Raw genomic sequence first — 26,593 nt, forward strand, 5'->3', positions numbered from 1 at the left:
GGTCAGCGCGAAGGCGCCCAGCAGCAGCGACAACTGCCGCCCTCGCGCCTGTCACCGCCGTCAAGGGCGCGGCGGCGGTGGCCCACAGCACCCCGTCTCCCCGCGGTAGTCGGACCACCGAAGGTGCACGGAACCCGGCTGCTCACCACCCGGAGGTCAAGGCAGGATCTCGACGTATCCGTCGATTCCGTGCACACGGATCCGCTGCCCGTCCTGGATCAGCCGGGTGGCCTGCTCCACGCCCACGACGGCCGGCAAGCCGTACTCCCGGGCGATCACCGCGCCATGGGTCATCAAGCCGCCCACCTCCGTCACCAGGCCCGCGATTCCGACGAACAGCGGCGACCAGCTGGGATCCGTGAAGGTCGTGACCAGGATGTCGCCCGCTTCGAGATCGGCCTCCGCCATGTCAAGGATGACGCGGGCCCTCCCCTCGATGGTCCCGGCGGAGACCGGCAAGCCGATCAGGGCGCCGGCCGGCACGTCATCGCGCCGGTACGCCCCGGTGACGGCCTCGCCATCCGACGTGAGCACCCGCGGTGGCGTGAGCGCGTGGTACGACCGGAACGCGTCCTTGCGCTGCTGGATGAGCTGGTCGTCCACCTGGTGGGTGCGCACGACGTCGTGGAGTTCCTGGAACGTGAGATAGAAGATGTCCTCCTTCTCAGGAAGCACGTCGGCCTGCACGAGGCGCTCGGCCTCCGCCAGGAGGGCCTGCTTGTAGACGAAGTAGCGGCTGACGATGCCGTACTTCGGGTACTCCCGGTACCCGATGAAGGTTCTGACCCGTTCGATCATCCGCTTGGTCTCGTCGGCTTTCCGGTCCCCGTCAGGCAGGGCCCGCAAGCGTGACAGCACGTCCTGTTCCTTCTTCCGCGCCTTCTGCCGCCCTTGCTCGAAGCGCCGCCCGGCGGCGCCCGGCTCGAAGTTCCTGACGTTGTCGAGGATCACGGGCACGAGCGTGGTGGGGCGCTCGCGCCAACGTGGCCTCGTGATGTCGATCTCGCCGACGCAGCGCATGCCGTACCGGTCGAGGTAGGCCTCAATGGCGTCGCGCGCTTCGGTCCCGCCCGCGAGTTTCGCCAGCTCGTCCAGGAAGCCCTCGTCCTCGACGCCCTGCAGGAAGGCCACCACCTCCGGCTGCGGGCGGATCACATCTGCGACGTCGAGCAGCGCCAGTCCCATCTCCGACGTGACGTTGTCGGGGGCGGACAGCGTCAGCGTGTCAGCCGCGTTCTTCTCGCCCAGCCACTCCTGCAGCTTGTCGTTGAGCCACCACGTGGCCTCCATCCCCGCCATGACGGCCTGCATGCTCAGCGGATCACTGAGGACTCGCTTGTGCTCCTCGAAGGCCTCCAGCAGAAAGTCGAACAGTGCGGGTCCGGTCCTCGTCCGGATGCTGCGCTCCAGGGCGGCGATGGATACCCGGCTGCGCTCGATCAGCTCGGTGACGATGGCGGGATCGGTCTCGATCGGAGCGGGCGCACCGCCGACCGGCGGCCCGCCGGGACCTGTGTCCGGGAGCGACGGGACGAAGTCGTCGCCGTCGAGGACGGTCTCCAGAGCGTCCCTGACCAGCGGATCGCCTCTCCCTATGAGGTCCAGGAGACCGGCGCGGCTCGCGGGCGAGGCCAGGCGCCGGGTGACGTCGACGAACAGCCTCCCGCCGGCCTCGTGCATCTGCGCCATGGCCGTCAGCTGCCACATGGAGAGCCCCAGGGGCTTCATGGGGTCGGTCATCATCTGCTGATGGCCGACGGAGACGTAGACGTGATTCTCCTGGTCATCGGTCTCGGGGACGGGGAACAGCGTCGTGATCGGCCGACTCTGGACGATCTGGAAGCCATCGTCGACCAGACACCATTCGATGTCCTGCGGGCGGCCGAAGTGCGCTTCGATCCGCCGCCCGAGCTGCACGAGCCGCACGACCTGCGCATCCGTCAGCGCCGGCTGCTCCTGCCGCTGCGAGTCGATCGCCACTTCCTGCGTACCGCCGGTCGGCAAGGCATGAACGGCACGCTGTTTGGCGGCGATCGTCTTGGCGACGACTTCGCCGTGTCGTACCTTGAAGACGTCCGGGTTCACCAGGCCGGAGACCAGGGCCTCGCCGAGGCCGAAGCCGGCGTCCACGGTGGCGACCTTGCGGTTGCCCGTGACGGGGTCGGCCGTGAACAGGATGCCGGCGGCGTGCGGGAAGACCATCTGCTGCACGACCACGGCCATGTGGACCGTACGGTGGTCAATGCCGTTCCGCCGACGGTAGGCCACGGCCCGCTCGGTGAACAGCGAGGCCCAGCACCGGCTGACGTGCTGGAGGATCGCTGCCGGCCCCACGACGTTCAGATACGTGTCCTGCTGGCCGGCGAAGGAGGCCGTCGGCAGGTCCTCTGCCGTCGCGCTGGATCGGACGGCGCAGGCGGCTTGCTCGCCGAGCTGAGCGAGCGAGCGGGTGATCGCCGCCGCGAGATCGCCCGGGATGGCAATCCCCTCGATGGTCCGGCGGATCTCCGCGCTGAGCGTGCGGATCGCCTCCCAGTCGTCCGGGTTCACGCGCGACAGCTGATCGAGCCGATCGTTGATCGACGGTGCTTCCGCCATGATCCGCCGGAAGGCATCCGTCGTCACGCAAAAGCCACCCGGCACGCGGATGCCTTCGATCCGCGACAGCCCGCCCAGGTGCGCGCCCTTACCGCCAACGACCGCGACCTGCGTCTCGTCAACCTCTTGAAGATCCCGCACGTACTGCTCAATCACTGCGATACCTCCGAGGCAGCCGTGCTCCGGTGCACTGCGGCGGCCGATCGAACCACCGGCGCCCCCTGTCGAACCCTCTGTCGAGCACGCCCTCGTCCCTGGCTGCCCTCCTGACGAGTCGGGCGGCACGAACCCCGCCACCACCGCCCCGAACGCTCGTGACCGCACTGCCGGTCCCCCCACTGGTTCGTCGACAACACACGCACGTCGTGCCCCTTATTTCCGCCGGTTGTGGCCTCGGTCGACGATTTTGCGCCACCACCCGGGTCTTGCCGCAAGCCCCCCAGTGCGCTATACATTAGGAGTGGCAAGGAGAGAGATCTCTTTGCCTTTTCCTTTTTGTCGTCCGCTGGAACCGGCAGGCGTCTCGCGAAGAGGTGGCGCGCCGAGTACGGCGGTACGCGTCGTCGGCCCGGGGCGGATGCCCGGACATTGGGGCGCTTGCGCGGGGAGAAGCTGTCCGGCACGACGTACAGCTTCTCCCCGGTCCACGGGGCCCACAGGGCCTTGAGCAGCCTAAGGAACTCGCGCCAGCGCTTTCGTCTGCGGATGCGGTAGTAGACCTTGCGCCCGTCGGCCGGCGGCTCGGATGCTGACTGGGTGCACCTTCGCGGAGGCTACCCGGTGAGTTCTACCCCGGCCACGCCACATCCGGGCTGCGCAATCCCGAGTCCCACCCTCTTCCCCCGACCCCCGTTGGAGTTTCACCCGCCCCTCGCCCCCCTCCCGAGCGGTCGGCCTGTTACGACCAGCCTTGCTTCACCTCGGCGGGGGCGGTGTTCCAGCTCTTGGGTATAAACGTGATCACGTAGGTTCCACGGTCGAAGTCCGCGTACCCGGAAGACCACGTCCGGAACTTGCTCTCGTGTACGTGCATGGGGCCCAGGTCGCTATTGGGCGCGTGATAGTGGTCGCCGTGGGTCCATGTGGTTTTGTCGGCGTCTGCTTCTGTCTGAGCCCCAAACCAACCGTAGTCGAAATTGACCCAACCTTCGCCGGGATTGGCCGGACTGCGCGGAATGTTTCTGTCCTTCGACATGTCGACCAGACCGGTACCCGGGGCGGGACGGAAGCCTTCCGGGTCGCCGTACTTCCTCTTTTCGGAGGGGCCGCGCTGGTCCTGCCCGCTCCAGAAGTGCTTCGAGTAGATCACCGCCTTCATCTTGGACGGGTCGTAGTTGCCGCCGTCCCTTTCCTTGAAGGACGGTGTATTCCTCAGTGCCGAGTAGAAGTTCGAGCGGCTGTCCTCGTGGAGCAGAGCGTCATTGTTCTTCGTGAGCTCCGTCTTGAGGTTGTCGACGTAAGCCCCCTCGTCGTGGGCGTTTTCCAGGGCCTTGTTCATGATGGACGCCACATCACGCGCCCGCTTGAAACCCTTCCCCTCGTCGAAGCTGCCCTTGGCGATGCGACCTTCGAACTCGGCCCGCGTTTCGTTGGGCCGGGGGCTGGCGTTTTTGAGGTCGTTCTTGTACTTGTTCTCGTCGAAGAACGCGAACGCCAATTTGTTCGTCGGGTAGGGCCCCGAATTTACCCAGGTGACGCCAACGCAACCGTAGGACAACCTTTCCCGCTGCGCTTCGGTCATTTGCTGTTTCTTGCCGTCGCGGTGACTGTAGACCTGCTGCCACTTGCGTATGTAGTTGTTGACGACCGTAGTGGCTCTGCCTCCGTAGGCCCGGTATGCGTCAGGCATCCTGTCGAGCGGCTCGGCGGGAGGGGTTTCCCTGTCGTCGGCAGAGTCGGGGGTCCGGGTGGGCGCGCCGGCACTCGGGGGAAATTCCGCCGGAGGCTTGCCGGGCCGACCGATAGCCAGAGCCCTGTCGTTCAGTGCGTTGATGTTCTTGACGTCATCCGCCGTCAGGCCGTGCGTTTCGGCGTAGGACCCCTTCTCTGCCTTGTCGCCGCCGCTGGCGGCCTGGCCGACCGACGGCGTGAATCCAGCGGTGCATATGACCGCGCCCATGGTGGCGAAGGTGAGAAATCTCTGACGTTTGTACATGGAAATCAATAACTCCTTTGGGGTGAAGCCTCGTGGAACGAGGGCATGCGAGAGCGCGACGCACTGGAGGGGGTCGCGGCGAACTGCCGCTCAGGGACTTGGCTGCGGTGTCCTGTGTCGCTGCACCGGTGGCCAGGAAGGCGTCGCCGGTCATGACCGTGGTGGCCGCAGGGCGGGCTGGGCACGACTCGGCCGCCCGGTCCGGCGGGGCCGGTGGCTCGCTACATCAGGGTCGTCGCCGAGGCGACGACGCGGGCCCGGTCCGGGTGGTCGGGGTCGCCGTAGCGGACCTCGACGCGCGGGTGGGAGCGCATGAACTCGGTGTCGACCAGGCGGACCTGGCTTGGGTGGTCGACCGTGCGCACGGCGATGTCCGTGTCGAGGAAGAAGCTGAACTCACCGGTGGCCGGGGCGTAGACGAAGAACTCGCGGCCCTCGAACTTCTGCTGCGCGACATCGTCCGTCAGGACCAAGGACCAGAAGCCCACACAGTGACCCGCGGGACACATGAACTGGAAGTCCGCCCGCAGGCCGTCCAGTTCCATCCAGCGGAAGGGGTTGTCGTCGTCCGCATTGATCGTGGCAGCTGTGGTAGTGGTCGCCAAAGCGGTCGTATCCGGGGTGGCTGCCTGGGCTCCCTGGCCGAGGGGCAGGGCGAGGGTCGCGGTCACGGCGATGGTGGTGAAGGTGCGGAGAGCGGTTCTGCGTATCACTTCTCGGCTCCTGGATGAGTGATCAGGTCGATACGAGCAGTGATCATGTCCCTGAGTTAACTCCCCGGCAACACCACGGCTTTAAAACCGGCCACCCCGTCACATGGGACGGTATCTGGCCATGCATCCCATCAGGCCCAGCGATGGGGCATACGATGCGGCAGCGCTCCCCGAGGCTCGCGACGACCATTCCGGGTCCGGGCCTGTGCTGGGGGTGACGTCAGATGCCCAACTCGCCTTCGCTCAGAGGGCACAGCCCCTAATAGTGCCGAAGGTGGTCGCGAAGGGTCCGGGCGACCTGTGCCATGAGGGCTTCGGCACCGGGCTGGGTGCCGGCCGGTACGACTGACTCGGTGAGGACGGCGATGGCGTAGGCCTGACCGTCGGAGTGCTCGACGACGCCGATCTCGTGGCGGAGATTGAGGAGGGTGCCGGTCTTGGAGGACCAGGTGGAGGCGTCGGAGCTGAAGTCCGGGGCGAGTCGCTGCCGGAGCACGTTGTGTGCCATGAGGTCACGTACCCGCTCGGCCACCGTGGGGTGGATCTTTGACGGGGTCCACAGGGCCTCGAGCAGTTCGACCCAGGCACGGGCGCTGCCGGTGTTGGCGCGTGTGGTGTCGAGTTGGGGGACCCGGTGCCCGCGGCCGCCGGTGCCGGCGTCGATGGCCAGGGCGTGCGCGAGGTGGGCTTGGGCGGCATCGAAGCGTTCCGCGGGGGTGTCGGACAGCTCGTGGATGGTGTGGCGGACGGTGATGCCACGGAGGCCGAGCTCGTGGAGGATGTCGGCGACGCGGGCGGGCGGGGTGAGGTCGAACAGCGTGTCGGCGGCCGTTCCGTCGCTCACGCAGGTGCTCAGGTAGAGCAGGTCGTCGATCGCGATCCGGGCGGGGTGGCGGAAGCGGCTCAGTCCGGCGGGACCGGGCGTGGTGATCCGCCCTGGTCGCACGTCGAGCGTCGTGGCGCCGTCGAGTTCGCCCCGCCGGACGCGTTCCGCCGTCGCCAGCGCGAGCGGAATCTTGACCAGGGAGGCGGAGGGCAGCGGAGTGTCCGGCTCGATCCCCAGCTCGTCGCCGGTGTGGAGGTCGCGTACGAGCAGACAGCCGTGCAGACCGCCGTCGTGCAACTGCCGGCGCAGGTCGCTCAGCAGGGCCTCGGTGTTCACGTCGTCGTCCCTTCCGCGGTGCCTGTCAGGGTGTCCGCGCCGAGGCAGCGGGCGATGGCGTCGCCCAGGCGCGCTTCGATGTGCTGGGGATTGCCGTCCGCGGCGACGGCGAGCGCGTACCCCCGGCGGAGGGTGATCTCGCCGATGGGACGCCAGCGGAGGGCGAGTTCCTCGGCCTGCGCGGGGGAGCACAACAGCAGGTCGCGGCTGCAGAGGACCTCGGCCGCGGCGGCCGTCAGGTCGGCCGCTACGACGAGCTGCGCGGGCCGCAGGCCGACCGCGTCGCGCAGTCGCGCCAACGGGTCCCGGATGTGCGGTACGTCGTCCTCCGGCTGGAGCCAGATACGACGAGCCGGGTCGGGCGAGCCCCGTCCGACCCGCAGCGTCTCCATGTAGACGCGCTTCGCGCCGGTGTCCCGCGCGGCGGCGAGCCCGAGCGGCACGGACCACCCCGCCTCGTCCGACGGCACCGCGAGCAGGGCGGCACGTACCTGCTGCGCGTGGACGAGTTCCCTGCGCTGCACGGGCTCCGCGCGGCGGACGTCGAGCGTGACACCGTGCCCCCGCGCGTCGGCGACGAGGCGCGCGAGATCGACCGTGGAGCAGGTGCCGGGCACCGCGAGCCGCCACGGCTTGCTCTTGGCGGCTTCCGCCTCATGGAGCAGCACATCGGCCGCCTGCACGAGCTGCCTGGCCACCGGCAGCAGATCCCGGCCGAAGGGGGTGAGGACGGCCCGCCGCGACGTGCGCTCGAACAACTGCTCCCCGAAACGTTCTTCCAGCGCCGCGACGCGACGGCTGGCCACCGACTGGGACATCCGGGCAGCGGACGCTCCGACGGTGAAGCTGCCGTGCTTGCTGACGCTGACGAACGCGCGACATGCCCCCACCAGATCCACACCCTGCACTCTATGCCGGATCGGCATGAAACGACGCACAAGCGTATTGGACCGCATGGCCGCCCGAAGGCGAGGGTGGTCGGGCCGTCATGACCACGCACCGGGACGGCCGTATTACCCGTCCCCGACGCGCCCGGACTGTGGGCGCCTCTGGAGGTTTCGACCATGCACCACACTCGTGCCCGCCGCGCTGTTCTCGGCGCGCTCGCCGCGCTCGCCCTCGTGCCGCTCACCGCCTGCGGCCAAGGCAGCTCCCCGGCCTCGTCGTCCCCGTCCGCCGCGACGACGAGGCCGAGCACGGCCACGAAGCCGTTCGCCCGCGCATTCAAGGAACTTGAGAGAAAGTTCGACGCGCGGCTGGGTGTCTACGCCGTCGACACCGGCACCGGGCGCGAGGTCGCCTACAACGACGGCGAGCGGTTCGCCCATGCCTCCACGTTCAAGGCACTGGCCGCCGGCGCCGTGCTGCGAAAGTATTCGCTGAGCGGGATGGACCGGGTGGTCACGTACTCCAAGGACGATCTGGTCGACTATTCCCCCGTGACCGAGAAACATGTCGAGACCGGCATGAGCCTGGGCGAGCTGTGTGACGCCGCCGTCCGCTACAGCGACAACACCGCGGGCAACCTGTTGTTCGACGCGCTCGGAGGCCCCAAGGCCCTCGATGCCGCACTCGAGGAGATGGGTGACCACGAGACCCGCATGGAGCGCCGCGAGCCCGAGCTGAACCGATGGGCCCCCGGCGGGACCCAGGACACCAGCACACCGCGAGCACTGGCCAAGGACCTGCGCGCGTACGTTCTCGGAGACGCCCTCGGCAAGAGCGAAAAGGCCCGGCTCACGAAGTGGCTGCAAACCAACACCACCGGAAACGAGCTCATCAGGGCCGGCGTGCCCAAGGGCTGGGTGGTCGGCGACAAGACCGGAGCCGGCCAGGGCTACGGCACCCGCAACGACATCGCCGTGGTGTGGCCGCCCAACGCCGCCCCCATCGTCATGGCGATCATGTCCAACCGCACTGAGGAGAAGGCCCCCTACGACAACAAATTGATCGCGGAAGCGGCCTCCGTGGTCACCGGCACCCTGTCCTGACTTCCGACCCCCGAGCCGCCTCCGGGCCTGGCCGAAAGCACGTCGGCACGGCCCCCGGACCGCCGCCGGGGACGGTGGAAAGAGGCCTGTAGCAAGACGAACACCCCCGGCAGCGCCGGGGGTGTTCACTCAAGGGGCCGGTCACGGGGGTGGTCATGCCGCCACTTCCCCGAGGTGCAGGCGACGTACGCGCGGTGTCCGGTTCCCCCCTTGGATGTCTTGTGAGGAACGTGAAGAATCCCGACCGTCGCGCCAGACATCTCAGGTCACCTCGGTGAGGAGAAGACATGCGCTCGGTGAAGACGGTCCTCGCTCTCGGTGTCGCGGCGCTGGCCGTGACGGGAAGCACCATGACCCCGGCTGCGGCAGCCGCGACTCCCTCCGCCGGCGCCAACGGGAAGGCCATGACCTGGACTCTGCTCGCGGACGGCCCCAGTGGAACGGTCCAGGTGGGCGGCGGTCCTCTGAGCAACCCCTACCAGGGCGACACCCCCACGGCAACGGCGCTGCCCTTGCTCTGCCTGAGAATCGACGGCCGGACGGCCCCCGCCGGCATCACACCCGGTTTCTATGCGGGCTGGGCGCGCGGCGTGGTCGCGGCCACCGGCCCGATCCGCGGCACCCGCCTGACCAGTCGCGCGGTCGCCGACGGAGTCTGCGCGAACAGCTTCGGGCCGGGATGGCGCATGGCCGAGTTCCACGACGGCAGATACGGCCCCGGCCTGGAGAACTCGGGAGGCTGGAGCTACTGGGCCTACGGTGACGTCCCTGCCGGCACCCGTTTCTGGACAGCCATCAACGACCAGCCGGCCAACCCCTGGGACTGACACTGCCCTCGCCCGCGCCGGGCGGACCCGCGCTGGTCGTTCACGGACGCCTCGACCTGACTCCGGCTCGGCCCGTGACCCCGCCGGGCAGTCCCTAGTCGCCGGTCGTGCCGTCGAGCAGCTCGCGCAGGATGTCCAGGTGTCCGTTGTGGCGGGCTGTCTCCTCGGTGAGGTGGAGGAGGATCCAGCGCAGGTCGACGTGGAGGCCGTCGCGGACGGTTCGCTTGGCCTGGTTGTCCAGGCCGTTCGAGGCGACCAGTTCGCGGTAGCGGGCGCTCTGTTCGGCGTATTCGTCGAGCAACTGCGTGAGCGGGAAGTCGACGGCGATGCGCATCTCGCGGTCGGGGTCCTCCTCGGTCCAGGGGGCCCGGTCTTCCTCGCCGAGGAAGACCACCTGGAACCAGTAGTACTCGACCCAGCGGAGGTGGTTGATCAATCCGCTCATGGTCATCAGTGGTGAGCCCGGCAGGAGCGCCTTGCGGGCGTTCTCCGCGGAGACGCCTACGCACTTGGCGCGGGCGGTGTCACGTGTGTAGTCGAGGAACGTGGTGAGCTGGGTGCGCTCGTCCCACGCGGGCGGGGTGTCGTCGATTCTGGTCATCGCGCGAAGCGTCCCCGATCACCGCGACCGTTGTCGAGGCATTTATCGACGGGCCCAACCTGTGCCACCTGGCTCCCTGTCCGGCGGGCCGCTGCTCCCAGTACGAGGGCGACCCTCCGCCTTGCGGTCGCACGCTCCACCGGCTACTGCCGGGAGGTGCCCCCAAGCCGCTCGCTGATCCATGAAGATCCGCCGGGCAGGCCCTGTGCCGAGGCGCGACCGGTGAGCGTCGGAGTGGGTTGAGACGGCCTCTCGGCATCGTGCGCACCCCCATCTGCTGCTGCCGACTCACCCAATGGGACGGCGGTTAAAGGATGCCCGGAGCGACGGGTGCGTCCTGGTGTCTTCCCGATTGAGTGTAACTCCCCACCAGCGGCTAGGATTTGGTCGTTCTTGAGAAGGGGCGCTGATGGGCACCAGATTTATTGAGGTAGACGAATCGCGGCAAGGTGAGCCGGGTGTGCAGAAGGGAGGGAGAACATTGACGGTAGGAGACCAGTCCTTCACCCAGGAGATATGGGTGAAGGTCGAAGCTTACGACGACCTCGATCCGACCGTGACCGGGGACGTCCATCTGCACACGTTCGCAGTCCCAGGCATGGAAGTCCGGGTCGGGGCCGCGAAGAGCGATGAGGACGGAAGCGGCGAATTCGAAACCAGGTTGATCCCGTCCGTCCAGTATTACCAGATCGAGCTCGGGCCCGACTCGCTGAATAAGCTCCATGATGCGCTCAATCCCTTCATTGCGGCCGCGAAGGAATGTGAGCCGCCAAAGGGCCGCAAGGTGCGCGCCAAGTAGTCCACAATGTCCCCTCCTATGAGGGGACATTGCCATATTGCAGACGGCGGAGCCCGCCTTGTCGGAACAGGCGACGGTCTTTCCTCCACCCCGTCCGTATCCCATGACAAGAACCACGGCCTGCGCACCGGCCCCCGGTCGCCGCGGACGCCACCTTGTCAATCCGTAGCGTTCCCGATGCCCTCACCGGGCGGCCGTGGCTAGCGTCCACCCCGCCGGTGCGCACGAGCCGTCGCTCAACGCGCCGCGACCGTACCCCACCCGTCCGTTCCGACATGTACCCCGAGGGGGGAAGGACGCCACGTGCTACACGGTCTTTCCAGACGCGCGCTGCGCCTCGTTCTCGCGGCGGCCGTCACCGTACTGCCGTCGTTGGTGACGACGTCCCCGGCCGCCGCTCGAGCCCAGGCGGCCGGATACGTCGCCTCATGCCCGACGGTCGGCTTCATTTCCGATGCCTACGGCGGCGCTCGCGATCACGACGGCATCGACATCGCCGCCCCCTACGGCACTCCGATCCATGCTGTGGGCGACGGCGAGGTCATCAACTCAGGCCCTGCCGACGGCTACGGCCAGTGGATCCGTATCCTGCACCCCGACGGAACCGTGACCGAGTACGGGCACATGTACCGGCGGGACGTGGCCGTGGGCGACCGGGTGACGGCCGGTCAGCAGATCGCGCTCATGGGTGCCGAAGGCCAGGCCGACGGTCCCCATCTCCATCTGCGGGTGCGACGCGACACCAGCATGAATCATGGCATCGACCCCGTTCCCTACCTGGCGGAACGCGGCGTGACCATACCGTGCACGCCGGGCCGGCGCCCCGGGCCCCCGCCGTTGGTGTATCCGGTGGAGTCGGGCCGGGTGGTGTCGGCGCGGTCGGCCGACGGCCGGCTGGAGATCTTCGCGGCCGCGGCCGACGGGGTGCACCACGCCTGGCAGAACCAGGTCAACGGCGACTGGTCGGAGTGGGAGCGGCTGGGCGGCCCCGGTAACGCGCAGCTCGCGGTCGCCCCCAATGCCGATGGTCGGCTGGAGGCGTTCGCGGTCAACGGGGACACCGTCCAGCACCGTTACCAGCTGACGCCGTCCGGCGCCTGGTCGGACTGGCAGAACTTCGGCACCGGTGGAAGCGCCGTGGCTGCCGGAGTCAACGCCGATGGCCGTATCGAGGTTGTCGCCTCCGGTCCGGTGGGCGTCTTCCACAGGTATCAGACCGCACCCAACAGCGGTTGGTCGGGCTGGGAGCCTACGGGCGGCGGCCCCGCAGGCAGCCGGGTGAAGATGGAGAAGGCCCCCGACGGCCGGCTCGAGGTGTTCGCGCTCAATGGGAGCACGTTCCAGCACCAGTACCAGACGGCGGTCAATGGCGGCTGGTCGCAGTGGGAGGACTTCGGTGGTGGGGGTCATGGCGTGACCGTCGACCACAATGCCGATGGTCGTCTCGAAGTGTTCGCTTCGGGACCGGTGGGGGTGTTCCACAGATACCAGACGAGCTCCACCGATTGGTCGGGGTGGGAGCCGACGCGCGGTCCTGCCAACTCCCGGCTCACGAGCGACCGCACCGCCGACGGGCGTGTGGAGGTCTTCGCCATCAACGGCGAGACCGCCGCGCACATCTGGCAGAAGGGCCTGAACGCTCCCTACAGCGACTGGGACAACTTCGGCACCGGCGGCACCGAGATCACAGCCGCCACCAACGCCGACGGCCGCATCGAGGTCTTCGGCACCAGCCAGGCGGGGGTCCACCACAGGTGGCAGACGGGGTTCAGCACCTGGTCGCCATGGGCCTGGGTGAACAGCACCTCCGGTCCCCCCATGACATGACCGGCCACCTGAAGGGGCAGCAGTTGATATCGATCCGTGGCTCCCGACAAGCGAGAAGGACATCGCCGGCCAGAGGTGCTCGCCGCCGTATCGTCGTGTCGGTGCTGGCTCCGCTGCTCGCCGCGGCGGGCCTGGTCATCGGCGCCTCACCGGCACAGGCGGACGCGAGCGACCTGTGCGCCCAGGTCGGCTACACCGCGGGCTGGCGCGGCGAGGCCCTGGAAATCGCCGTCGCCGTCGCATTGGCGGAGTCGAGCTGCAATCCGAACGCGTCCAACACGACGGGCAACAGCCCCGCGACGTCGACCGACCGCGGGCTGTGGCAGATCAACGACCATTGGCATGCGGAGGTCAGCGACGCCTGCGCCTACGAGGCCCAGTGCAATGCGAGAGAGGCGTTCCGCATCTCCAACGAGGGGAGGAACTGGCAGCCGTGGTCCACGTACGTCATGGGCCATCACCTGCGGCACATGGACGAGGCGCGCGCCGCGGTGGCACGTCTCGGGCGTCCGGGCCCCGGTCCCGCGCCGTTGGTCTACCCCCAGGAGTCGGGCCGGGTGGTCTCGGCGCGGTCGGCCGACGGCCGACTGGAGGTGTTCGCGGCCGGGGCCGACGGGGTGCATCATGCCTGGCAGTCCCAGGTCAACGGTGGCTGGTCGGAGTGGGAGCGGCTGGGCGGTCCGACTAACGCGCAGCTCGCCATCGCTCCGAACGCCGATGGCCGTTTGGAGGCGTTCGCGATCAATGGCGACGTCGCCCAGCACCGTTATCAGCTTTCCCCGTCCGGCGCCTGGTCGGACTGGGAGGCGTTCGGCACCGGCGGGAACAGTGTGGCCGCGGGAGTCAACGCCGATGGCCGGATCGAGGTGTTCGCTTCGGGTTCGGCGGGGGTGTTCCACCGGTACCAGTCCGCTCCGAACGGCGGCTGGTCGGGTTGGGAGCCTTCCGTCGGTGGCCCTGCCGGCAGCCGGGTGAAGATGGAGAAGGCAGTTGACGGCCGCCTTGAGGTGTTCGCGCTCAATGGGAGCACGTTCCAGCATCAGTACCAGACGGCTGTCAATGGTGGTTGGTCGCAGTGGGAGGACTTCGGTGGCGGCGGTCATGACGTGACCGTCGACCACAACGCGGATGGCCGCCTGGAGGTGTTCGCTTCTGGTCCGGAGGGGGTGTTCCACCGGTATCAGACGAGTCCCACCAGTTGGTCCGGGTGGGAGCCGACGCGCGGTCCTGCGAATTCCCAGCTCACCAGTGATCGCAGCCCCGACGGGCGGGTGGAGGTCTTCGCCGTCAACGGTGAGACCGCCGCGCACATCTGGCAGAAGGGCGCGAACGCCCCTTATACCGATTGGGACAACTTCGGTACGGGCGGCACCGCGATCAGTGCCGCGGCGAATGCCGACGGTCGCATCGAGGTCTTCGGGACGAGCCAGGCCGGGGTCTACCACAGGTGGCAGACCGGCTTCAGCACCTGGTCCGAATGGGTCTGGCTCAACAGTAGTTCCGGCCCGCCCATCAAGTGACCACACACCGCGGCCGGCCGGGGCGATGAGGCCCGGCCGGCCGCGGCACCCCCTGCGGGAGGAACCATGCATCCGATCAGCAGACGTCGTCTGCTCCAGGGCGGGGCCGCGGCGGGCGCACTCGCACTGCCGGGAGTCGGGGGCGCCGCGGTCGCCACCGCTGCGCCGCCCCCGCCCCACCGGTGGATCGGCGCGGGGCCCTTCACACACGTCCACGATCCGTCCACCCCCGGTGGGCGGCGCTACCTGAACGATCACACGCTGATCAAGGCAGCCGGCCGGTGGCACCTGTTCGGCATCGTCGGTGCCGTCGCGCCTCCGGGCCAAGCCCCCGACAGCGCGGCCGAGGTCACCTTCGCCCATGCCTCCGCCTCGGATCCGCACGGACCGTGGACCACGCACGCCGACGCGCTGACCGTCGACCCGGCCTACTTCGGGGAGGAACACCTGTGGGCGCCGCACGTCATCGAGGCAGCCGGCACGTACTGGATGTTCTACGCCGCCGGTGGCCGGAGCGGTGCCGCGATCAACCTCGCTACCTCGACGGATCTGTTCACCTGGACGCGGATCCCGACCGGCCCGCTCTTCCGTGGGCGCGTGGCGCGCGACCCGATGGTGGTGCGGAGCGCCGGCCAGTGGGTGATGTACTACACCGAACTGTCGGGCCAGGGCGGCCGGCACGTGGTGGCCTTCCGTCGCTCCGATGACCTGGTGCACTGGAGTGAACCAGGAATCGCGTTCACCGACGCGACCACCGACGCGACGGTATCGGTCACCGAGTCGCCCTTCGTCGTCGAGCGGGACGGCTGTTACTACCTGTTCATCGGGCCCCGCAACGGCTACGACGGCACCGACGTGTTCGCGTCCCGGAACCCGTTCTCCTTCGGCCTCGACGGCTACGCGGGCCATGTGCCCGGTCACGCGGTCGAGGTGGTCACCGACGGGCAGGAGTGGCATGCGAGTGCCGCGGGCTGGTTCCACCAGGGGCTGTACCTCGCCCCCTTGCAGTGGCGGGACGCACCACCGCCCTGGCAGAGCGTCGACAATCCCGTCGCCGGGCTGGATGTCGCCGGTCGGTTGACCGTGTTCGCGCTGGACGCGAGCGACCGTTCGTTGCTGCGACGCGTTCAACTCGACCCGCAGGCCGACACGTGGTCGCCGTGGGAGCCGTTCGGCGGACCGGCCGGGGCGGTCCCCACGCTCGGCCGCGACACCGACGGCAGGCTGGAGGTGTTCTCCCTCGCCCCGGGCGGTGCCAATCTGCACCACCGCGTGCAGCGGCCGGACGGCAGCTGGCACGACTGGGAGGAGTTCGGCGGCCCGGCAGGCGCCGCCCCCGCCGTCGCCCGCAACTCCGACGGCGGTCTGGAGGTCTTCGCGCTCGGCCCGGGCGGCAGCACCGTCGCCCGGCGAAGGCAGGCCGCACCCGGATCGCTGACCTGGGACGCGTGGGACGGCGGCTTCGGCGGCCCCGCGGGTGCACCGCCCGTCGTCACAGCCAACACCGACGGACGGTTGGAAGTCTTCGCCCTCGCGCCCGGTGGCTCCGGGATCTACCACCGGTGGCAGGAGACACCCAACGGCCCCTGGGCGCAGTGGAGCCGCTTCGGCACCGCGGCCGCCACCGCGCCGCGCGTGGCACGCGACGGCACGGGCAGGCTCACTGTCGCCGCGACGGCCCCGTCCGGTGTGGCGACGTTCTCCCGGCGACAGACCGTGCCGAGCGGAGGCTGGGACGACTGGCAACTGATGTTCGGCTGGACCGCCACGGCCCCGGTGCTCGTCGCCGACGCCGACGGCAGGCTCGACGCCTTCGCCCTGTCTCCTGGCGGTGCCCGGCTCAGCCACCGCCGGCAGACCACCCCCGGTGGCAGCTGGGGTCCTGCCGACGACTTCGGCGAGCCCGGCGTCCAGCTCGCCGCCCTGCCCACGGCCACGGCCGATGACACCGGAAGGATTCACGTCTTCGCCGTCACCACCGAAGGCTGGATACGCACCCGTGTACAGGACCGGCCCGGCGGCGGCTGGCGACCGTGGACCGCATTCGGTGACCTCGCCGTCGCGCCCGTTCCGTCGGGCAGTCCCACCTACTGAGCCGGCACCTACGCAGGCCGGCGCCGACGGCCGGTGAGCTCGGCGATGTCCTCGCCCGCGAGGGCGGCGGCCGGTGTGCAACCGCCGCCTCGCCGGCTCCACCGTCATGGCGGACGAACGCCGCACGGGGGCGGTTCCCCATCCCGGCCGTCCTGACCGATGTCGTCCGCTGGGTCGACCCCACCCAGCGCCGCCTCAGCGACGCCCTGGAGTCCGCCCGCCTGCTGCGTCTCATCGACCGCCACCGCCCGAACTGCTCGCTTGTCAGGCGGATGAGGGCAGGTGGATGTCCAGGAGGCACACGTCGTCGCCCTGCTCGTCCGGGAGGAGACGGGACAGCAGGGTGTCGAGCGAGCCGGGGCCGGCCGCGGACAGTTCGGTCTCGGCGGCGCGGGCGAGGCGGCCAAGCCCCTCGTCCAAGTGTTCCCCGGGACGTTCGACCAGGCCGTCGGTGTACAGCAGCAGGTGGTCGCCGGGTGCGAGCCGGCACACTGCCTCGCCGAAGGAGGGCCCGAGCGTGGCGCCGAGAAGTATGCCCTCGGGCGGGGAGAGGAACTCCGCCTTCCCGTCGCGCACGAGCAGGGGCGGTGGATGGCCCGCCTGGACCCAGGTCAGACAGCGGTCGGCGGGGTCGTAGCGGCCGAGCACGAGCGTGGCGGTGGCATGGTGGTCGCGGGTGTGCAGGAGCAGGGTGTTGAGGCGGTGCAGCGCCCCGGTGAGCGACGAGCCGGTGATGATCATGCCCTTGGCCGTGAAGCGCAGCTGAGCCATCGTGGCCACCGCGTCGATGCCGTGCCCGGCCACGTCGCCGACCGCGAAGAGGATGCCGCCGCCCGGCATTTCGAGGGCGCTGTACCAGTCGCCGCCCACGTTGAGGTCGTCATGGGAAGGCAGATAGGCGACGTCGACGCGCAGATCGCCCAGGTTCAGCGACTGCTCGGGCAGTGGCAGGAGGGCGTGCTGCAGGCGGGCGGCGACCGTCCGTTCCGCCTGCAGCACGTTGCGCTGGGCCAGGACGGCCTGCCGGCTCTTCGTCAGGGCCAGTTCGGCGGTGCGCTGCGCTGTGACGTCCTGGACGAAACCGTGCACTTCGACGGGGGTGCCGTGGGCGTCCGACACCGCCTCGGCGACGACCCGCAGGTGCCGGACACCGCCCCGCGTCGTGATCCGGACCTGGCGGTCGACGGGGGTACCCGCGCTCAGGAGCTGCTGGAGCGCGCGGGTGAAGTCCGGGGCGTCCTCGGGCAGGACGTCCCCGGGGAAGGCGTCGAGGGGCAGCGGGCCCAGTTCCGGGTCGCGACCGAGGACGGCGTGGACCTGGGGTGACCAGGTGATGGCGCCCGTGCCGAGGTGCCAGTCCGTCCAGCCGAGGTTGCCGAGCCGCTGCAGGTCGGCCAGGAGCGCCTGGTGCCGGACGATGTCGTCGTGGCCGGCCCAGGTGACCACGAGTGCGTCACCGAGCTTCACCGCCCGGACGGAGTAGGTGGAGCGGTGCCGCAGGCCGGCGACCACCTCCTCGTAGGTGAAGGGCTCGCCCTCGTACGGCGTCCCCGTGGTGAGGGTCCGCAGATAGCCCCGCCAGACGTCGGCGCCGGCCACGGTGGGGTAGCACTCCAGGACCCGCAGCCCGACCAGCCCGCGGCCGCGTCGGCCGGCGATGTCCACGGATTTCGGCGCGGCGGCGTCGATGCGGAAGTCCTCGACATCACCCGCCGGTGACCGCAGGGGGGTGAGGAGGATGGCGGGGCCCGGGAGGATGTCGAAGACGGCCTGGACGACTGCGGTCGTGCCGGCTTCGGCCTCTCCCGGGCAGCCGGGCAACCCGGCCGGCGCGCCCCGTCCGGGCGCCTCCGGGGCCCCGGACCCCAGCGATCGCCTGGACGGGCCGGGTCGTCCGTTCAGCCGGAGCGGCCCCGGGCGCACATCCCCCGCGCGGAGACTCCCGGCGCACATCCGGGCGACGGACTGCAGCAGCTCGCGCTCGTCGTCGCCGAAGGGGGCGTCCACCGTGCGCAGGACGCCGAGGGCCGCGGTGACCCTGCCGCCGGTGGTGACCGGGAGCCAGGCGCGGGTGCGCCATCTCTGCGGCGGCTGCCCGATCAGGTGGTAGCGCTGTGCGTCCTGTGCCGGATCCTCCAGCCATATGGCTTCGCCGCGGCGGACGGCGTCCAGGGCGGCGATGCCGCCGACGGGTGGCACGGACCGCCATTGGGCGGCGACCGCGGCCCCGGCGCCGGCGTGCCCGGCGAGCTCCAGGGCGTCGTGCACGGTGCGGGAGAAGAGGAGGACGGCGTCGGCCCGGACCGGCGGCCCGGCCAGGTGGTCCAGCAGTCGTTCCGTGACATCCTGCGGGCAGGTGGCACCGGCGAGCGCCCTACTGAGGTCCCCGAGGAGCGCGGCGTGGGAGGGAGCGCACGGCTCCGTGCCGGATTCCAGCACCTGCCCGGCCCGGCCGGCGGCGGGGGCCGGGCCGTGGGGCGTCGATCGGGAAGGACCCGGGGAACCCTGGTCCGGGGCATCGGGAACGTCCATGACGCCCTGGGCCGGGACAAAGGGCGGGTGGGCCGCCTGCGGGAGGTCACCGAGGGCGATCCAGCACTCCTCGGTCAGCGTGCGCCCGTCGGCTCGTGCCCGCCGCGTCAGCTCCTCGTGTGCTTCTGCGGCCGAGCAGCCCGACTGTGCCATCAGGAGGCCTTTCGCACGCTCCAGCACGGCCGTGGTGGACGCCTGGTGGTGCAGGCGCTCGTTCTCGGCGCGTAACGCGGCCACGACCTTGGCCAACGCGACGACGTCGGGTGCGACGCCGCACTCCTCGTCCTTGACAGGTTCGCTCGTCACCTGACTGAGGATGTCATAGGCAGCAGCCGCAGGGACCGTCTGCGCGGGCGCCAGTAACCGGCCTGGCGGAGGATGGCGCGCCCGGCTCGCGGGAAAAAGTGGTGGATCGGGCGCGAAGCGTACGAACCGGTGTGCCCTCGCTTCCACTGCCGCACCCCACCTTTTTGGGCCTCCGGGCGGCAGGCGTTCCCGTGCGGCCGCCGCCCAGTGGCGGTCCATCCGGGCGGCTACCTGCGGTGATGTGGCTCCTGGAGGCATGCGAAGAAGCCTCTCGAAGCCGCCCGAACGTCAAGTTCGTAGCTCTTTCGGTCGGGGATCGACCAAGCATTCCTCAAGATTCATCACTTCGAGGCCCACCATGACGCGCCACTCCAGCGAACGAGCCCTGGCCGAACCCCGCGTCGGGTCACCTGCCGTCGTCCACGCTTCGTGGCACCCCTCAGTCCGCCGCGATGACGATGACCTCGTCCCCGTCCGACCACCGCCGGACCTCCGTCTTGGGAGGGTTGACCCGCACCCCGTGCCCCGGGCTCACCGCCGCGTCGGTGTGGGACCGGTACCCGATGGCGCAGGCCCCTTGGCGCCGCGCCGACTCCACCACGGTGGCGAAGGAGGCCGTGCGTCCGGGGGCGACGTAGTGGTCGGCGGGCCTGAGGTAAACGGTGTTGCCTCCCGCGGAGAACAACTCCTCGAAGAGGGCGGCGAGATTTTCGTTTTGGGAGATCTGTGTCATCAGCAACCCGACCAGCTTGCCACTGACAACGAAGTCCGCTCCGGGGCTGACCGGGGCGATGGCCCGGTTCCGGTCGTCGGCCATCTCGGTGACGACGGGGACGCGGTGCCCGCTGTCCCGTTCCAGGGCGCGCAGGAGCAGCAGCGTGACCAAGGTCGGGTCGTCCGGTTCTCCGTCGTGGCCCGCCCGGCGGTCGGGTCCGAGGACGATGACACCGTCGTACGCGGCGGTGTCGAGACGCCCGACCGTCTCGCGCAGCGTCGGGTCACCCGGGTGGAAGACGACCGACAGCGTGTCGCCGCTCGCCGCGTCGGCGGCCCGGACCGCCGTGGCCGTGGCCGCTCGTTCGTCGGCGACGACGTCGAGGACCGAACCGCGGGCGGCGCTCCGCGACAGCTGGTCGACGACGCGCCGCGCGCGGCGGTTCCACCCCAGCAGCAACACGCGTTCGGGGCGGGCCTTCCGCACGGGCCGTGGCACGATCACCGACGGGTCGAAGGGCGGCGGTTCGTCGGGCAGGACGGTGATGCCGTCGTCCTCGGCGATGACGACGAGACGGTCACCGGCGAGGATCTCCGTCGCCGACGGCGGGTTCAGAAGGAGATCCCCACCGGCTCGGACGATGCCCACGGTGCAGGAGACGGGGTAGGCGGCGAGCGCTTCGGCGAAGCGGCGACCGACCAGTCCCGGTTCCTCGACCGTGTAGAACTCGTCGCCGGCGAAGTCGAGAAGGTCCTGGTAGACGAGGGAGAGCCCGGGTTGCCGGGCGCACTGCACCAAAAGCCGCGCGGAGACGTCGTCGATCTCCAGCACGGTCGCGCCGGAGCCCGCGGCCAGCTCGGCGGCGACCCGGTACCGCTCGTCGCGGACCACTGCCACGACCCGGACCGGGCAGTCTTCCCCCACCGCGGCCCGGAGGGACAGCAGCGTCTTGACGATCTCGGCGTCGTCGGACGGGTCGTCCTTCGGGAGAACGAGGACGGCGTCGGCCGAGGAGGGGCTGACCCTCGCCAGAGCGGCGGGGTCGGTGGGACGCCCGCTCCGGCAGATGACCCGGGTACGGCCCGTCTCCCCGACGGTGCCGTGCAGTTCCTCCTCCATCTCCGTCTTGTCCCTGCCGGCGAGGACGACGACGGTGCCCCGCCGCTGGTTGGCCTGCGCCGCGACCAGTTCGGTGACCACTGTGGACGTCTGCTCGGACCATCCCAGCACGACCGTGTGGCCGTGCTCCAGCACAGTGGAGTGGCCGCGGCGCAGAGCGGTCAGCTTCTCGGTGATACCGGCCGTGAGGAAGCCGACGATGGCCGAAACGTAGAGGAGGGTGACCAGGGCCAGCAGCAGTGAGAGCGCGACGCTCAGCGGTGGTCCGACGTCGCCGCCCAACCGCAGGGTCTGCCCGATGTTCCGCCACACCGCCGCGATCTTTCCCTGGAGGGAGGCGGGAGCACGGCGGTCGGTCCACACGGGCAGCGCGCTCGCGGGGACGACCACGGCCAGACAGGCGAGGGCCAGCCACCCGATGAGGGCGGAGGTGCCTCGCGCCATCGTGTTGTCGAACCAATACCGGAGGCGGTCCGCAGGGGTGCCCCGGCGGGGCAGGCGCCGCCTTCGTCCGCTTCGTCGCACGCGCGCGTCCGCCGCCGGTCCGCTGCCGGGGAAGCGCCTTCCTGCCTTCCTTGCGCACACCAGCAGCGTGGCGCTTGATCGCGAGCGAGGCGACCGTATGGGGGTGGCGTTCATCCTTTTGGGATGTCTCGTGCCTCGTGGAAAGCCGTCGGCCGGGATCGCGGCCGACGGCCCGAGGGAGCCCGTGCGGCGCGGGGCGTACGGCCCCGGCCCGAGGCTGTCCGCTACCTGAAGAGGCGGTCACCGCTGGTGGCCATGCGATGGGTGGCGCTGTGACGGTTCACCCAGTCACGGACAAGGTTGATGGCGTTGGCGCACTGCCAGCCGTTGTCGTACTCGTGCTCTCCGGTGAAGTTGCCGTAGCCCGCGATGATGCCGTCCACGCGCGCGTCACCCAGCAATTTGTCGACGTACCACGGATCGTTGTAGGTGGTCGTCCAGGACAGCGTGGCCGCGAGCTGTCCCGCGGCACGGTCCCCGGCGCCCTTCTTCAGTTCCGCGCACGTGTTGTGGGTGGCCTCCGTGCAGTTGCCGAACCCGTTCGCGATATTGCCGTCGCCGTAGTCCATCACCCGGCGGCCGGCCGGGAATCCGGAACCGGACCGGTCGAAGGCGCCGCGGACCTGATCGCGGGTCCCGGTCGTCGTGATGCCCTCCAGGCTGCCGAGCCTGCCTTCCAGGCTCTTCCAGCCCCTGCCGCCGACGTCCGGGGTGCTGCCGCCGTGGTACTCGTAGAAGCCGTAGAGCACCTGGATCCCGGCAGCCGTCAGCCTCTGTGCCTTGTCGCGCAGTCCGGCGACGCTGCATCCGCGGTTCTGCGCTTCTCCGCAGTAGTTCGGGTCCTTGATGTCCAGCCAGACCAGCGCCGGCCGACGACCTGCTCGGGCCTGGGAGACGATGCGGTCGATCATGCTGTCGAAGCTGGGGCCCCGCCGGTTGTCACCGGCCGAGGAGCAGTCGTGATAGGCGCGCCATTCGTTCGGATTCCACCAGGCGCAGACGTCGATCTCGATGGCGTTGGCGCCATGGTCGAGCGCGGCGTCCACGCCGTCCAGGGTGTCGACCCGGTGCGCGATGGCGTAGATCGCGTGCCGCTGATCGGCCGCGTGCGCCGGGGCCGTACCGAGCGCGGTGGCAGCGATGATCCCGCACAGTGCCGCCACCAGCGCCGGTAACCTCCGCGGGCCGGCGCCATGTCTGAGGTGAGTGGTCAAGGGAGGTGCTCCTTCATGTCGGTGCCGCTACCGGCACACCTCGAACCTTCATGGACGCACCAGATCGTTCGATGTGGCGCTTGGACCACCCGAGCTTGCCGGGCCGTGCGCCCCGGCCGCCACAAAAACTTGAACTTCGGGATGCCGGAACGCGGAAGTGAGCTTTGACCAGGGGAGAAGCGAGTGGGCCTGGAACGCCCGAATGGAACACTCCGAGGCACGCCGGGACGGGAAGGCCCCTATGGTCAAGCGCCCCTGAAAAGCGCGGACTTGGCATTCATCACCTGCTTGACCGGTGACGCGCGCTGTGCCACAGTCGTCTGGCACGCCCATGGCGGTCGTCGGGACGCCCACGGGCTGGGGTCCTCCTGCGAGGCGCAGGGCGGTCGCAGGACGGCACTTCGCGGAGGGCTTCGTATGATCAACCGGCGGACATTCGGCAAGGCGCTCGGCCCGGGGGCTGGTGGTGTGGTCGCCGCGCCATTGGCGGGACCGGCGGGACCGGTGCTCGACGCCGACCGCCTCTGACCGGCCGTCAACGGAGCAGGAGACTGACGATGGAAGACCGCACCACACAGGACAGCGGCTCGGCGACGCGCCACGCGCGGTTCGGTGCGCTGCCCGAGCGGATCGCCTACGAGGACATGGTCGAGATGAAGGAGTCTTCGTCGAAGGGCCCCGCACCAGTCACCGGTAATCCCGAAGGAACGAGGGATCTCCTCTCCTGCCTGGCGTGGGACCTGGTGCTCTGAGCGCGACCCACCCCGCCGACGGGCCGCGGTACTTCGCGTCGGCGACGGTGGAGGAATGGGCTTGCGGGCGGCCGCGCGGAGCCTGATACGGTTACATCGGCAGTGATCCTTCGTAGAGGAGTCCAGACATGGCGGGTGACGACGACATCTCCGGGTGATACCCGGATCTGATCGACCACCGGCAGGCGCACCCTTGGCAGTGCCGCCGTTGTGGTCATCTCGTCGTCCCCTCTTTCCCTGTCTCAGGGGCAGCGCTTTTCGCATGACGACTCCCTACAGCGGTTTCGTCGTGGGGCGGCTGCCCTCTTTCCCTCATGAGGTCATTCCCATGTCCGACGCTTCCGTCATCTGCTCCCAGCTGTCCTTCTCCTGGCCCGACGACACCCCGGTCTTCGCGGGCCTGTCCTTCACCGTCGGCACCGGCCGTACGGGCCTCGTGGCGCCCAACGGCTCCGGCAAGAGCACCCTGCTGAAGCTGATCGCCGGTGAACTGCGCCCCACCGCAGGGTCATTGACCGTGCACGGCACCATCGGCTACCTCCCGCAGACCCTCCCCCTGACCGGCGAACCGACGGTGGCCGAGGTCCTGGGCGTCGACGCGGTGATCCGCGCCATCGACGCCGTCGAGTCCGGCGACGTGAGCGAGGAGCACTTCACGACCATCGGCGACGACTGGGACATCGAAGAGCGCACCCGTGCCCAACTCGACCGCCTCGGCCTCGACCGACTCACTCTCGACAGGACGCTCGGCACACTCAGCGGCGGACAGATCGTCAGCCTCGGACTGGCGGCTCAGCTGCTCAAGCGCCCCGACGTGCTGCTGCTCGACGAACCGACCAACAACCTTGACCTCGAAGCCCGTCACAAGCTCTACGACGTGCTCTCGGACTGGAACGGCAGTCTGCTGCTCGTCAGCCACGACCGGGCCCTGCTGGACCGCATGGAGCGCATCGCCGAACTGGACCGCGGCGAACTGAGGCTGTACGGCGGCAACTTCACCCAGTACGAGCAGGCCGTGCGAGCCGAGCAGGACGTCGCGGAGAAGAACCTGCGCAACGCCGAACAGGAGCTGAAGCGGGAGAAGCGCGAAATGCAGCAGGCCCGCGAACGCGCCGAGCGCCGCGCGAGCAACGCCGCCCGCAACCTCAAGAACGCCGGACTGCCGCGCATCTTCGCCGGGAACATGAAGCGCGGTGCCCAGGAATCCGCCGGCCGGGCGGGCCAGATGCACGCCACCCGCGTCCACGAGGCACAGGCCCGACTCGACGAAGCGGGACGCGCCCTGCGGGACGAGCAGCGGCTCGTCCTGGAGCTGCCCGACACCGACGTCCCCACCGGACGCACCGTCATTCTGGGCGAACGGGTGCAGATTCGCCACGGTGAGCGAAACCTGTTCGCGGGGGACGGCGTCGACCTCACGATCCGCGGGCCCGAACGCATCGCGCTCACCGGCCCCAACGGCGCCGGCAAAACCACGCTGTTGCGGATGATCTCCGGTGACCTCGCCCCGGACAGCGGGAACATCAAGCGTGCCGAAGGGCGGATCGCCTCCCTGTCGCAGCGCCTGGACCTGCTCGACCCCGACCGCACCGTGGCCGAGAACTTCGCGGTGTTCGCCCCGCACCGGCCGGAGGCGGAGCGGATGAACCTGCTCGCGCGCTTCCTGTTCCGCGGAGCCCGAGCGCACCTGCCCGTGCGCGTACTCTCCGGCGGCGAACGCCTGCGCGCCACGCCCGCCTGCGTCCTGTGCGCGGAACAGGCGCCGCAGCTCCTGCTGTTGGACGAGCCGACGAACAACCTCGACCTGGTCGGCGCGAGCCAGCTGGAGAGCGCCCTCGCGTGCTATCGCGGCGCGTTCGTGGTGGTCAGCCACGATGAGCGCTTCCTCGAACGGATCGGCGTCGACCGGTGGCTGCGGGTCGCCGACGGCGAGCTGACGGAAACGGGGGCACCGCACGCCTGAGCCGCTGACGTGCCGCCGATCGCCTCGCCCCAGGGCCTGGCGCCCGCACCCCCGACGGTCCTTGCGAGTGTCATGGTCACCCACCACGATGGTGACGTGAACCTGGATCATGTCTTTGTGTGCGGCAATCCGGCCCTGGACTTCGCGGCCACGCTCCGGGCACGCCGCACGGCGCGGTTCGAGATGTTCGCGGCGCCGGACCGCCTGGACGCGTGGTACGTGGAGTCCGGCATCGCCGACTCCGTCTCGCCCGCCCGGCAGGTTGACGTGGAGCGGGCGACGACCGTACGGGAGGCCGTCTACCAGCTGATCACGGCCCGGCGCCTCGGCGCGGACTTCGCCGACGAGGCGCTGGCCGTGGTCAACGACGCGGCCCGCAGGGCCCCCGCGGCACCGCAGCTGACCCACTCCGGCCGCTGGACGGCGGCGACGCAGCGCGAAGCGCTCTCCGCCGTCGCCCGGCACGCGGTGGAGCTGCTGAGCGGTCCGGACGTCCCCTTGCTCAAGGAGTGCGGCAACCCCGAGTGCACCCGCGTCTACATCGACCGCTCGCGCGGCAGACGGCGCCAGTGGTGCGGCATGGAGTCCTGCGGCAACAAGATCAAGGCCGCCGCGTATCGCGCCCGCAGGAAGACCGCCGTCACCTCCGCGGGGTGACCGCGGTACCTGCGTGTGTTCACGGTGCTTTCCGAGAACGCCTCCGTGCCGTTGGGCCGTTCGGCCCGAGGTGTCCGTGGGGCGGGAGGTCGAAGCCGACCTCCGCGCCGCCGCCGTCCGCCGTGGTGGCGAAGACGGTTCCGGCGTCGGCCGCGATGATGTCGTGCACGATGGCCAGACCGAGACCGGAGCCGGGCTTCGCCTGGGTCCGGGGGCCACGGTAGAAGCGGTCGAAGACGGCGTGCCGCTCACCCGGCGCGATGCCGGGGCCCTGATCCCGCACGGCCAGGCTGCCGCCGCTGATGTGCACGGCGACCGGGGTGCCCTCGGGACTGAACTTCACCGCGTTGCTCAGCAGGTTGTCGATGCACCTCTGGAGCGCCCGCGGCCGGGCGCGCACCGGCACCGGCGGGTTCGGGTTGTCCTCTCCTCCGATGAAGCAACGCCCCCCCCCCCCCCCCAAAAAAGCAAAAAAAACCACCCCCCCCCCCCCCCCCCCCCCCCCCCAACCCACCCATTCAAC

19 protein-coding genes are annotated in these 26,593 nt (G+C 69.8%); 9 read left to right on the top strand and 10 right to left on the bottom strand.

Annotated features, from left to right (window positions below):
* Window positions 1-156: 156 nt before the first annotated feature.
* From rph to ACZ53N_RS15035, 5 genes are all read right to left on the bottom strand, one after another.
* A complete protein-coding gene (gene rph / locus ACZ53N_RS15015) occupies window positions 157-2,754 on the bottom strand; it encodes a rifamycin-inactivating phosphotransferase (protein WP_469141360.1) in 2,598 nt (865 codons plus the stop codon).
* Window positions 2,755-3,496: 742 nt separating this feature from the next.
* Window positions 3,497-4,753 carry a protein-glutamine gamma-glutamyltransferase gene (locus ACZ53N_RS15020; protein ID WP_469141272.1) on the bottom strand — a complete coding sequence of 419 codons (1,257 nt, stop codon included), beginning with the start codon at window positions 4,751-4,753 and terminating at the stop codon, window positions 3,497-3,499.
* A 221-nt stretch (window positions 4,754-4,974) separates the two neighbouring features.
* Complete coding sequence (locus ACZ53N_RS15025) at window positions 4,975-5,466, bottom strand: hypothetical protein (RefSeq protein WP_469141273.1); 492 nt, start codon at window positions 5,464-5,466, stop codon at window positions 4,975-4,977.
* Between the two features lie 259 nt (window positions 5,467-5,725).
* Entirely contained in the window at window positions 5,726-6,628 is a 903-nt protein-coding gene (locus tag ACZ53N_RS15030; RefSeq protein ID WP_469141274.1) for a serine hydrolase, read from the bottom strand.
* Window positions 6,625-7,527 (bottom strand): LysR family transcriptional regulator, encoded by a 903-nt coding sequence (locus ACZ53N_RS15035; protein WP_469141275.1) that lies wholly within the window; start codon window positions 7,525-7,527, stop codon window positions 6,625-6,627. The genes ACZ53N_RS15030 and ACZ53N_RS15035 overlap by 4 nt, the downstream gene beginning before the upstream one ends.
* A gap of 165 nt (window positions 7,528-7,692) precedes the next feature.
* Here ACZ53N_RS15035 and bla point away from each other — a divergent pair, with 165 nt between their 5' ends.
* Together bla and ACZ53N_RS15045 are read left to right on the top strand one after the other, a co-directional pair.
* Window positions 7,693-8,619, top strand: a complete 927-nt coding sequence (gene bla / locus ACZ53N_RS15040) for a class A beta-lactamase (protein WP_469141276.1) — start codon at window positions 7,693-7,695, stop codon at window positions 8,617-8,619.
* A gap of 287 nt (window positions 8,620-8,906) precedes the next feature.
* The gene (locus ACZ53N_RS15045; RefSeq protein ID WP_469141277.1) at window positions 8,907-9,446 is read left to right on the top strand and encodes a hypothetical protein; all 540 of its coding nucleotides are present in this window, start codon (window positions 8,907-8,909) and stop codon (window positions 9,444-9,446) included.
* A 94-nt stretch (window positions 9,447-9,540) separates the two neighbouring features.
* Here ACZ53N_RS15045 and ACZ53N_RS15050 read toward each other — a convergent pair whose 3' ends face one another.
* Window positions 9,541-10,047, bottom strand: coding sequence for a DinB family protein (locus ACZ53N_RS15050; RefSeq protein ID WP_469141278.1), 507 nt, complete (start codon window positions 10,045-10,047; stop codon window positions 9,541-9,543).
* 520 nt (window positions 10,048-10,567) lie between these two features.
* Between ACZ53N_RS15050 and ACZ53N_RS15055 the strand changes: the two genes are divergently transcribed.
* The 4 genes from ACZ53N_RS15055 to ACZ53N_RS15070 all read left to right on the top strand — a co-directional run bounded on the left by ACZ53N_RS15055 (window position 10,568) and on the right by ACZ53N_RS15070 (window position 16,287).
* Window positions 10,568-10,846: a hypothetical protein gene (locus ACZ53N_RS15055; protein ID WP_469141279.1), complete on the top strand. Its 279-nt coding sequence runs from the start codon at window positions 10,568-10,570 to the stop codon at window positions 10,844-10,846.
* A gap of 303 nt (window positions 10,847-11,149) precedes the next feature.
* The gene (locus ACZ53N_RS15060; RefSeq protein WP_469141280.1) at window positions 11,150-12,673 is read left to right on the top strand and encodes a DUF8189 domain-containing protein; all 1,524 of its coding nucleotides are present in this window, start codon (window positions 11,150-11,152) and stop codon (window positions 12,671-12,673) included.
* A 101-nt stretch (window positions 12,674-12,774) separates the two neighbouring features.
* Window positions 12,775-14,193, top strand: a complete 1,419-nt coding sequence (locus tag ACZ53N_RS15065; RefSeq protein ID WP_469141281.1) for a DUF8189 domain-containing protein — start codon at window positions 12,775-12,777, stop codon at window positions 14,191-14,193.
* A gap of 66 nt (window positions 14,194-14,259) precedes the next feature.
* Window positions 14,260-16,287, top strand: coding sequence for a DUF8189 domain-containing protein (locus ACZ53N_RS15070; RefSeq protein ID WP_469141282.1), 2,028 nt, complete (start codon window positions 14,260-14,262; stop codon window positions 16,285-16,287).
* Between the two features lie 264 nt (window positions 16,288-16,551).
* On the opposite strand, the gene ACZ53N_RS15075 is transcribed toward ACZ53N_RS15070, so the two are convergent.
* From ACZ53N_RS15075 to ACZ53N_RS15085, 3 genes are all read right to left on the bottom strand, one after another.
* Window positions 16,552-19,125 carry a SpoIIE family protein phosphatase gene (locus tag ACZ53N_RS15075; protein WP_469141283.1) on the bottom strand — a complete coding sequence of 858 codons (2,574 nt, stop codon included), beginning with the start codon at window positions 19,123-19,125 and terminating at the stop codon, window positions 16,552-16,554.
* Between the two features lie 439 nt (window positions 19,126-19,564).
* Window positions 19,565-21,403 (bottom strand): CASTOR/POLLUX-related putative ion channel, encoded by a 1,839-nt coding sequence (locus tag ACZ53N_RS15080; RefSeq protein WP_469141284.1) that lies wholly within the window; start codon window positions 21,401-21,403, stop codon window positions 19,565-19,567.
* A gap of 305 nt (window positions 21,404-21,708) precedes the next feature.
* Window positions 21,709-22,698 carry a PI-PLC domain-containing protein gene (locus ACZ53N_RS15085; RefSeq protein ID WP_469141285.1) on the bottom strand — a complete coding sequence of 330 codons (990 nt, stop codon included), beginning with the start codon at window positions 22,696-22,698 and terminating at the stop codon, window positions 21,709-21,711.
* Between the two features lie 557 nt (window positions 22,699-23,255).
* Here ACZ53N_RS15085 and ACZ53N_RS15090 point away from each other — a divergent pair.
* The 3 genes from ACZ53N_RS15090 to ACZ53N_RS15100 all read left to right on the top strand — a co-directional run bounded on the left by ACZ53N_RS15090 (window position 23,256) and on the right by ACZ53N_RS15100 (window position 26,070).
* On the top strand, window positions 23,256-23,450 hold the full coding sequence (locus ACZ53N_RS15090; protein ID WP_469141286.1) for a hypothetical protein: 195 nt from the start codon (window positions 23,256-23,258) through the stop codon (window positions 23,448-23,450).
* A gap of 328 nt (window positions 23,451-23,778) precedes the next feature.
* Window positions 23,779-25,413 carry a ribosomal protection-like ABC-F family protein gene (gene abc-f / locus ACZ53N_RS15095; RefSeq protein ID WP_469141287.1) on the top strand — a complete coding sequence of 545 codons (1,635 nt, stop codon included), beginning with the start codon at window positions 23,779-23,781 and terminating at the stop codon, window positions 25,411-25,413.
* A gap of 96 nt (window positions 25,414-25,509) precedes the next feature.
* The gene (locus ACZ53N_RS15100) at window positions 25,510-26,070 is read left to right on the top strand and encodes a CGNR zinc finger domain-containing protein (protein WP_469141288.1); all 561 of its coding nucleotides are present in this window, start codon (window positions 25,510-25,512) and stop codon (window positions 26,068-26,070) included.
* 19 nt (window positions 26,071-26,089) lie between these two features.
* Here ACZ53N_RS15100 and ACZ53N_RS15105 read toward each other — a convergent pair whose 3' ends face one another.
* Complete coding sequence (locus ACZ53N_RS15105) at window positions 26,090-26,476, bottom strand: sensor histidine kinase (RefSeq protein WP_469141289.1); 387 nt, start codon at window positions 26,474-26,476, stop codon at window positions 26,090-26,092.
* Between the last annotated feature and the right edge of the window lie 117 nt (window positions 26,477-26,593).

The organism is Streptomyces sp. NPDC033229, assembly GCF_055576875.1.

Coding starts and splice junctions, on each gene's coding strand:
- ACZ53N_RS15020 (WP_469141272.1), bottom strand. CDS start 4,753: ATGTACAAACGTCAGAGATTTCTCACCTTCGCCACCATGGGCGCGGTC.
- bla (WP_469141276.1), top strand. CDS start 7,693: ATGCACCACACTCGTGCCCGCCGCGCTGTTCTCGGCGCGCTCGCCGCG.
- ACZ53N_RS15045 (WP_469141277.1), top strand. CDS start 8,907: ATGCGCTCGGTGAAGACGGTCCTCGCTCTCGGTGTCGCGGCGCTGGCC.
- ACZ53N_RS15050 (WP_469141278.1), bottom strand. CDS start 10,047: ATGACCAGAATCGACGACACCCCGCCCGCGTGGGACGAGCGCACCCAG.
- ACZ53N_RS15070 (WP_469141282.1), top strand. CDS start 14,260: ATGCATCCGATCAGCAGACGTCGTCTGCTCCAGGGCGGGGCCGCGGCG.
- ACZ53N_RS15080 (WP_469141284.1), bottom strand. CDS start 21,403: ATGGCGCGAGGCACCTCCGCCCTCATCGGGTGGCTGGCCCTCGCCTGT.
- ACZ53N_RS15090 (WP_469141286.1), top strand. CDS start 23,256: ATGGAAGACCGCACCACACAGGACAGCGGCTCGGCGACGCGCCACGCG.
- abc-f (WP_469141287.1), top strand. CDS start 23,779: ATGTCCGACGCTTCCGTCATCTGCTCCCAGCTGTCCTTCTCCTGGCCC.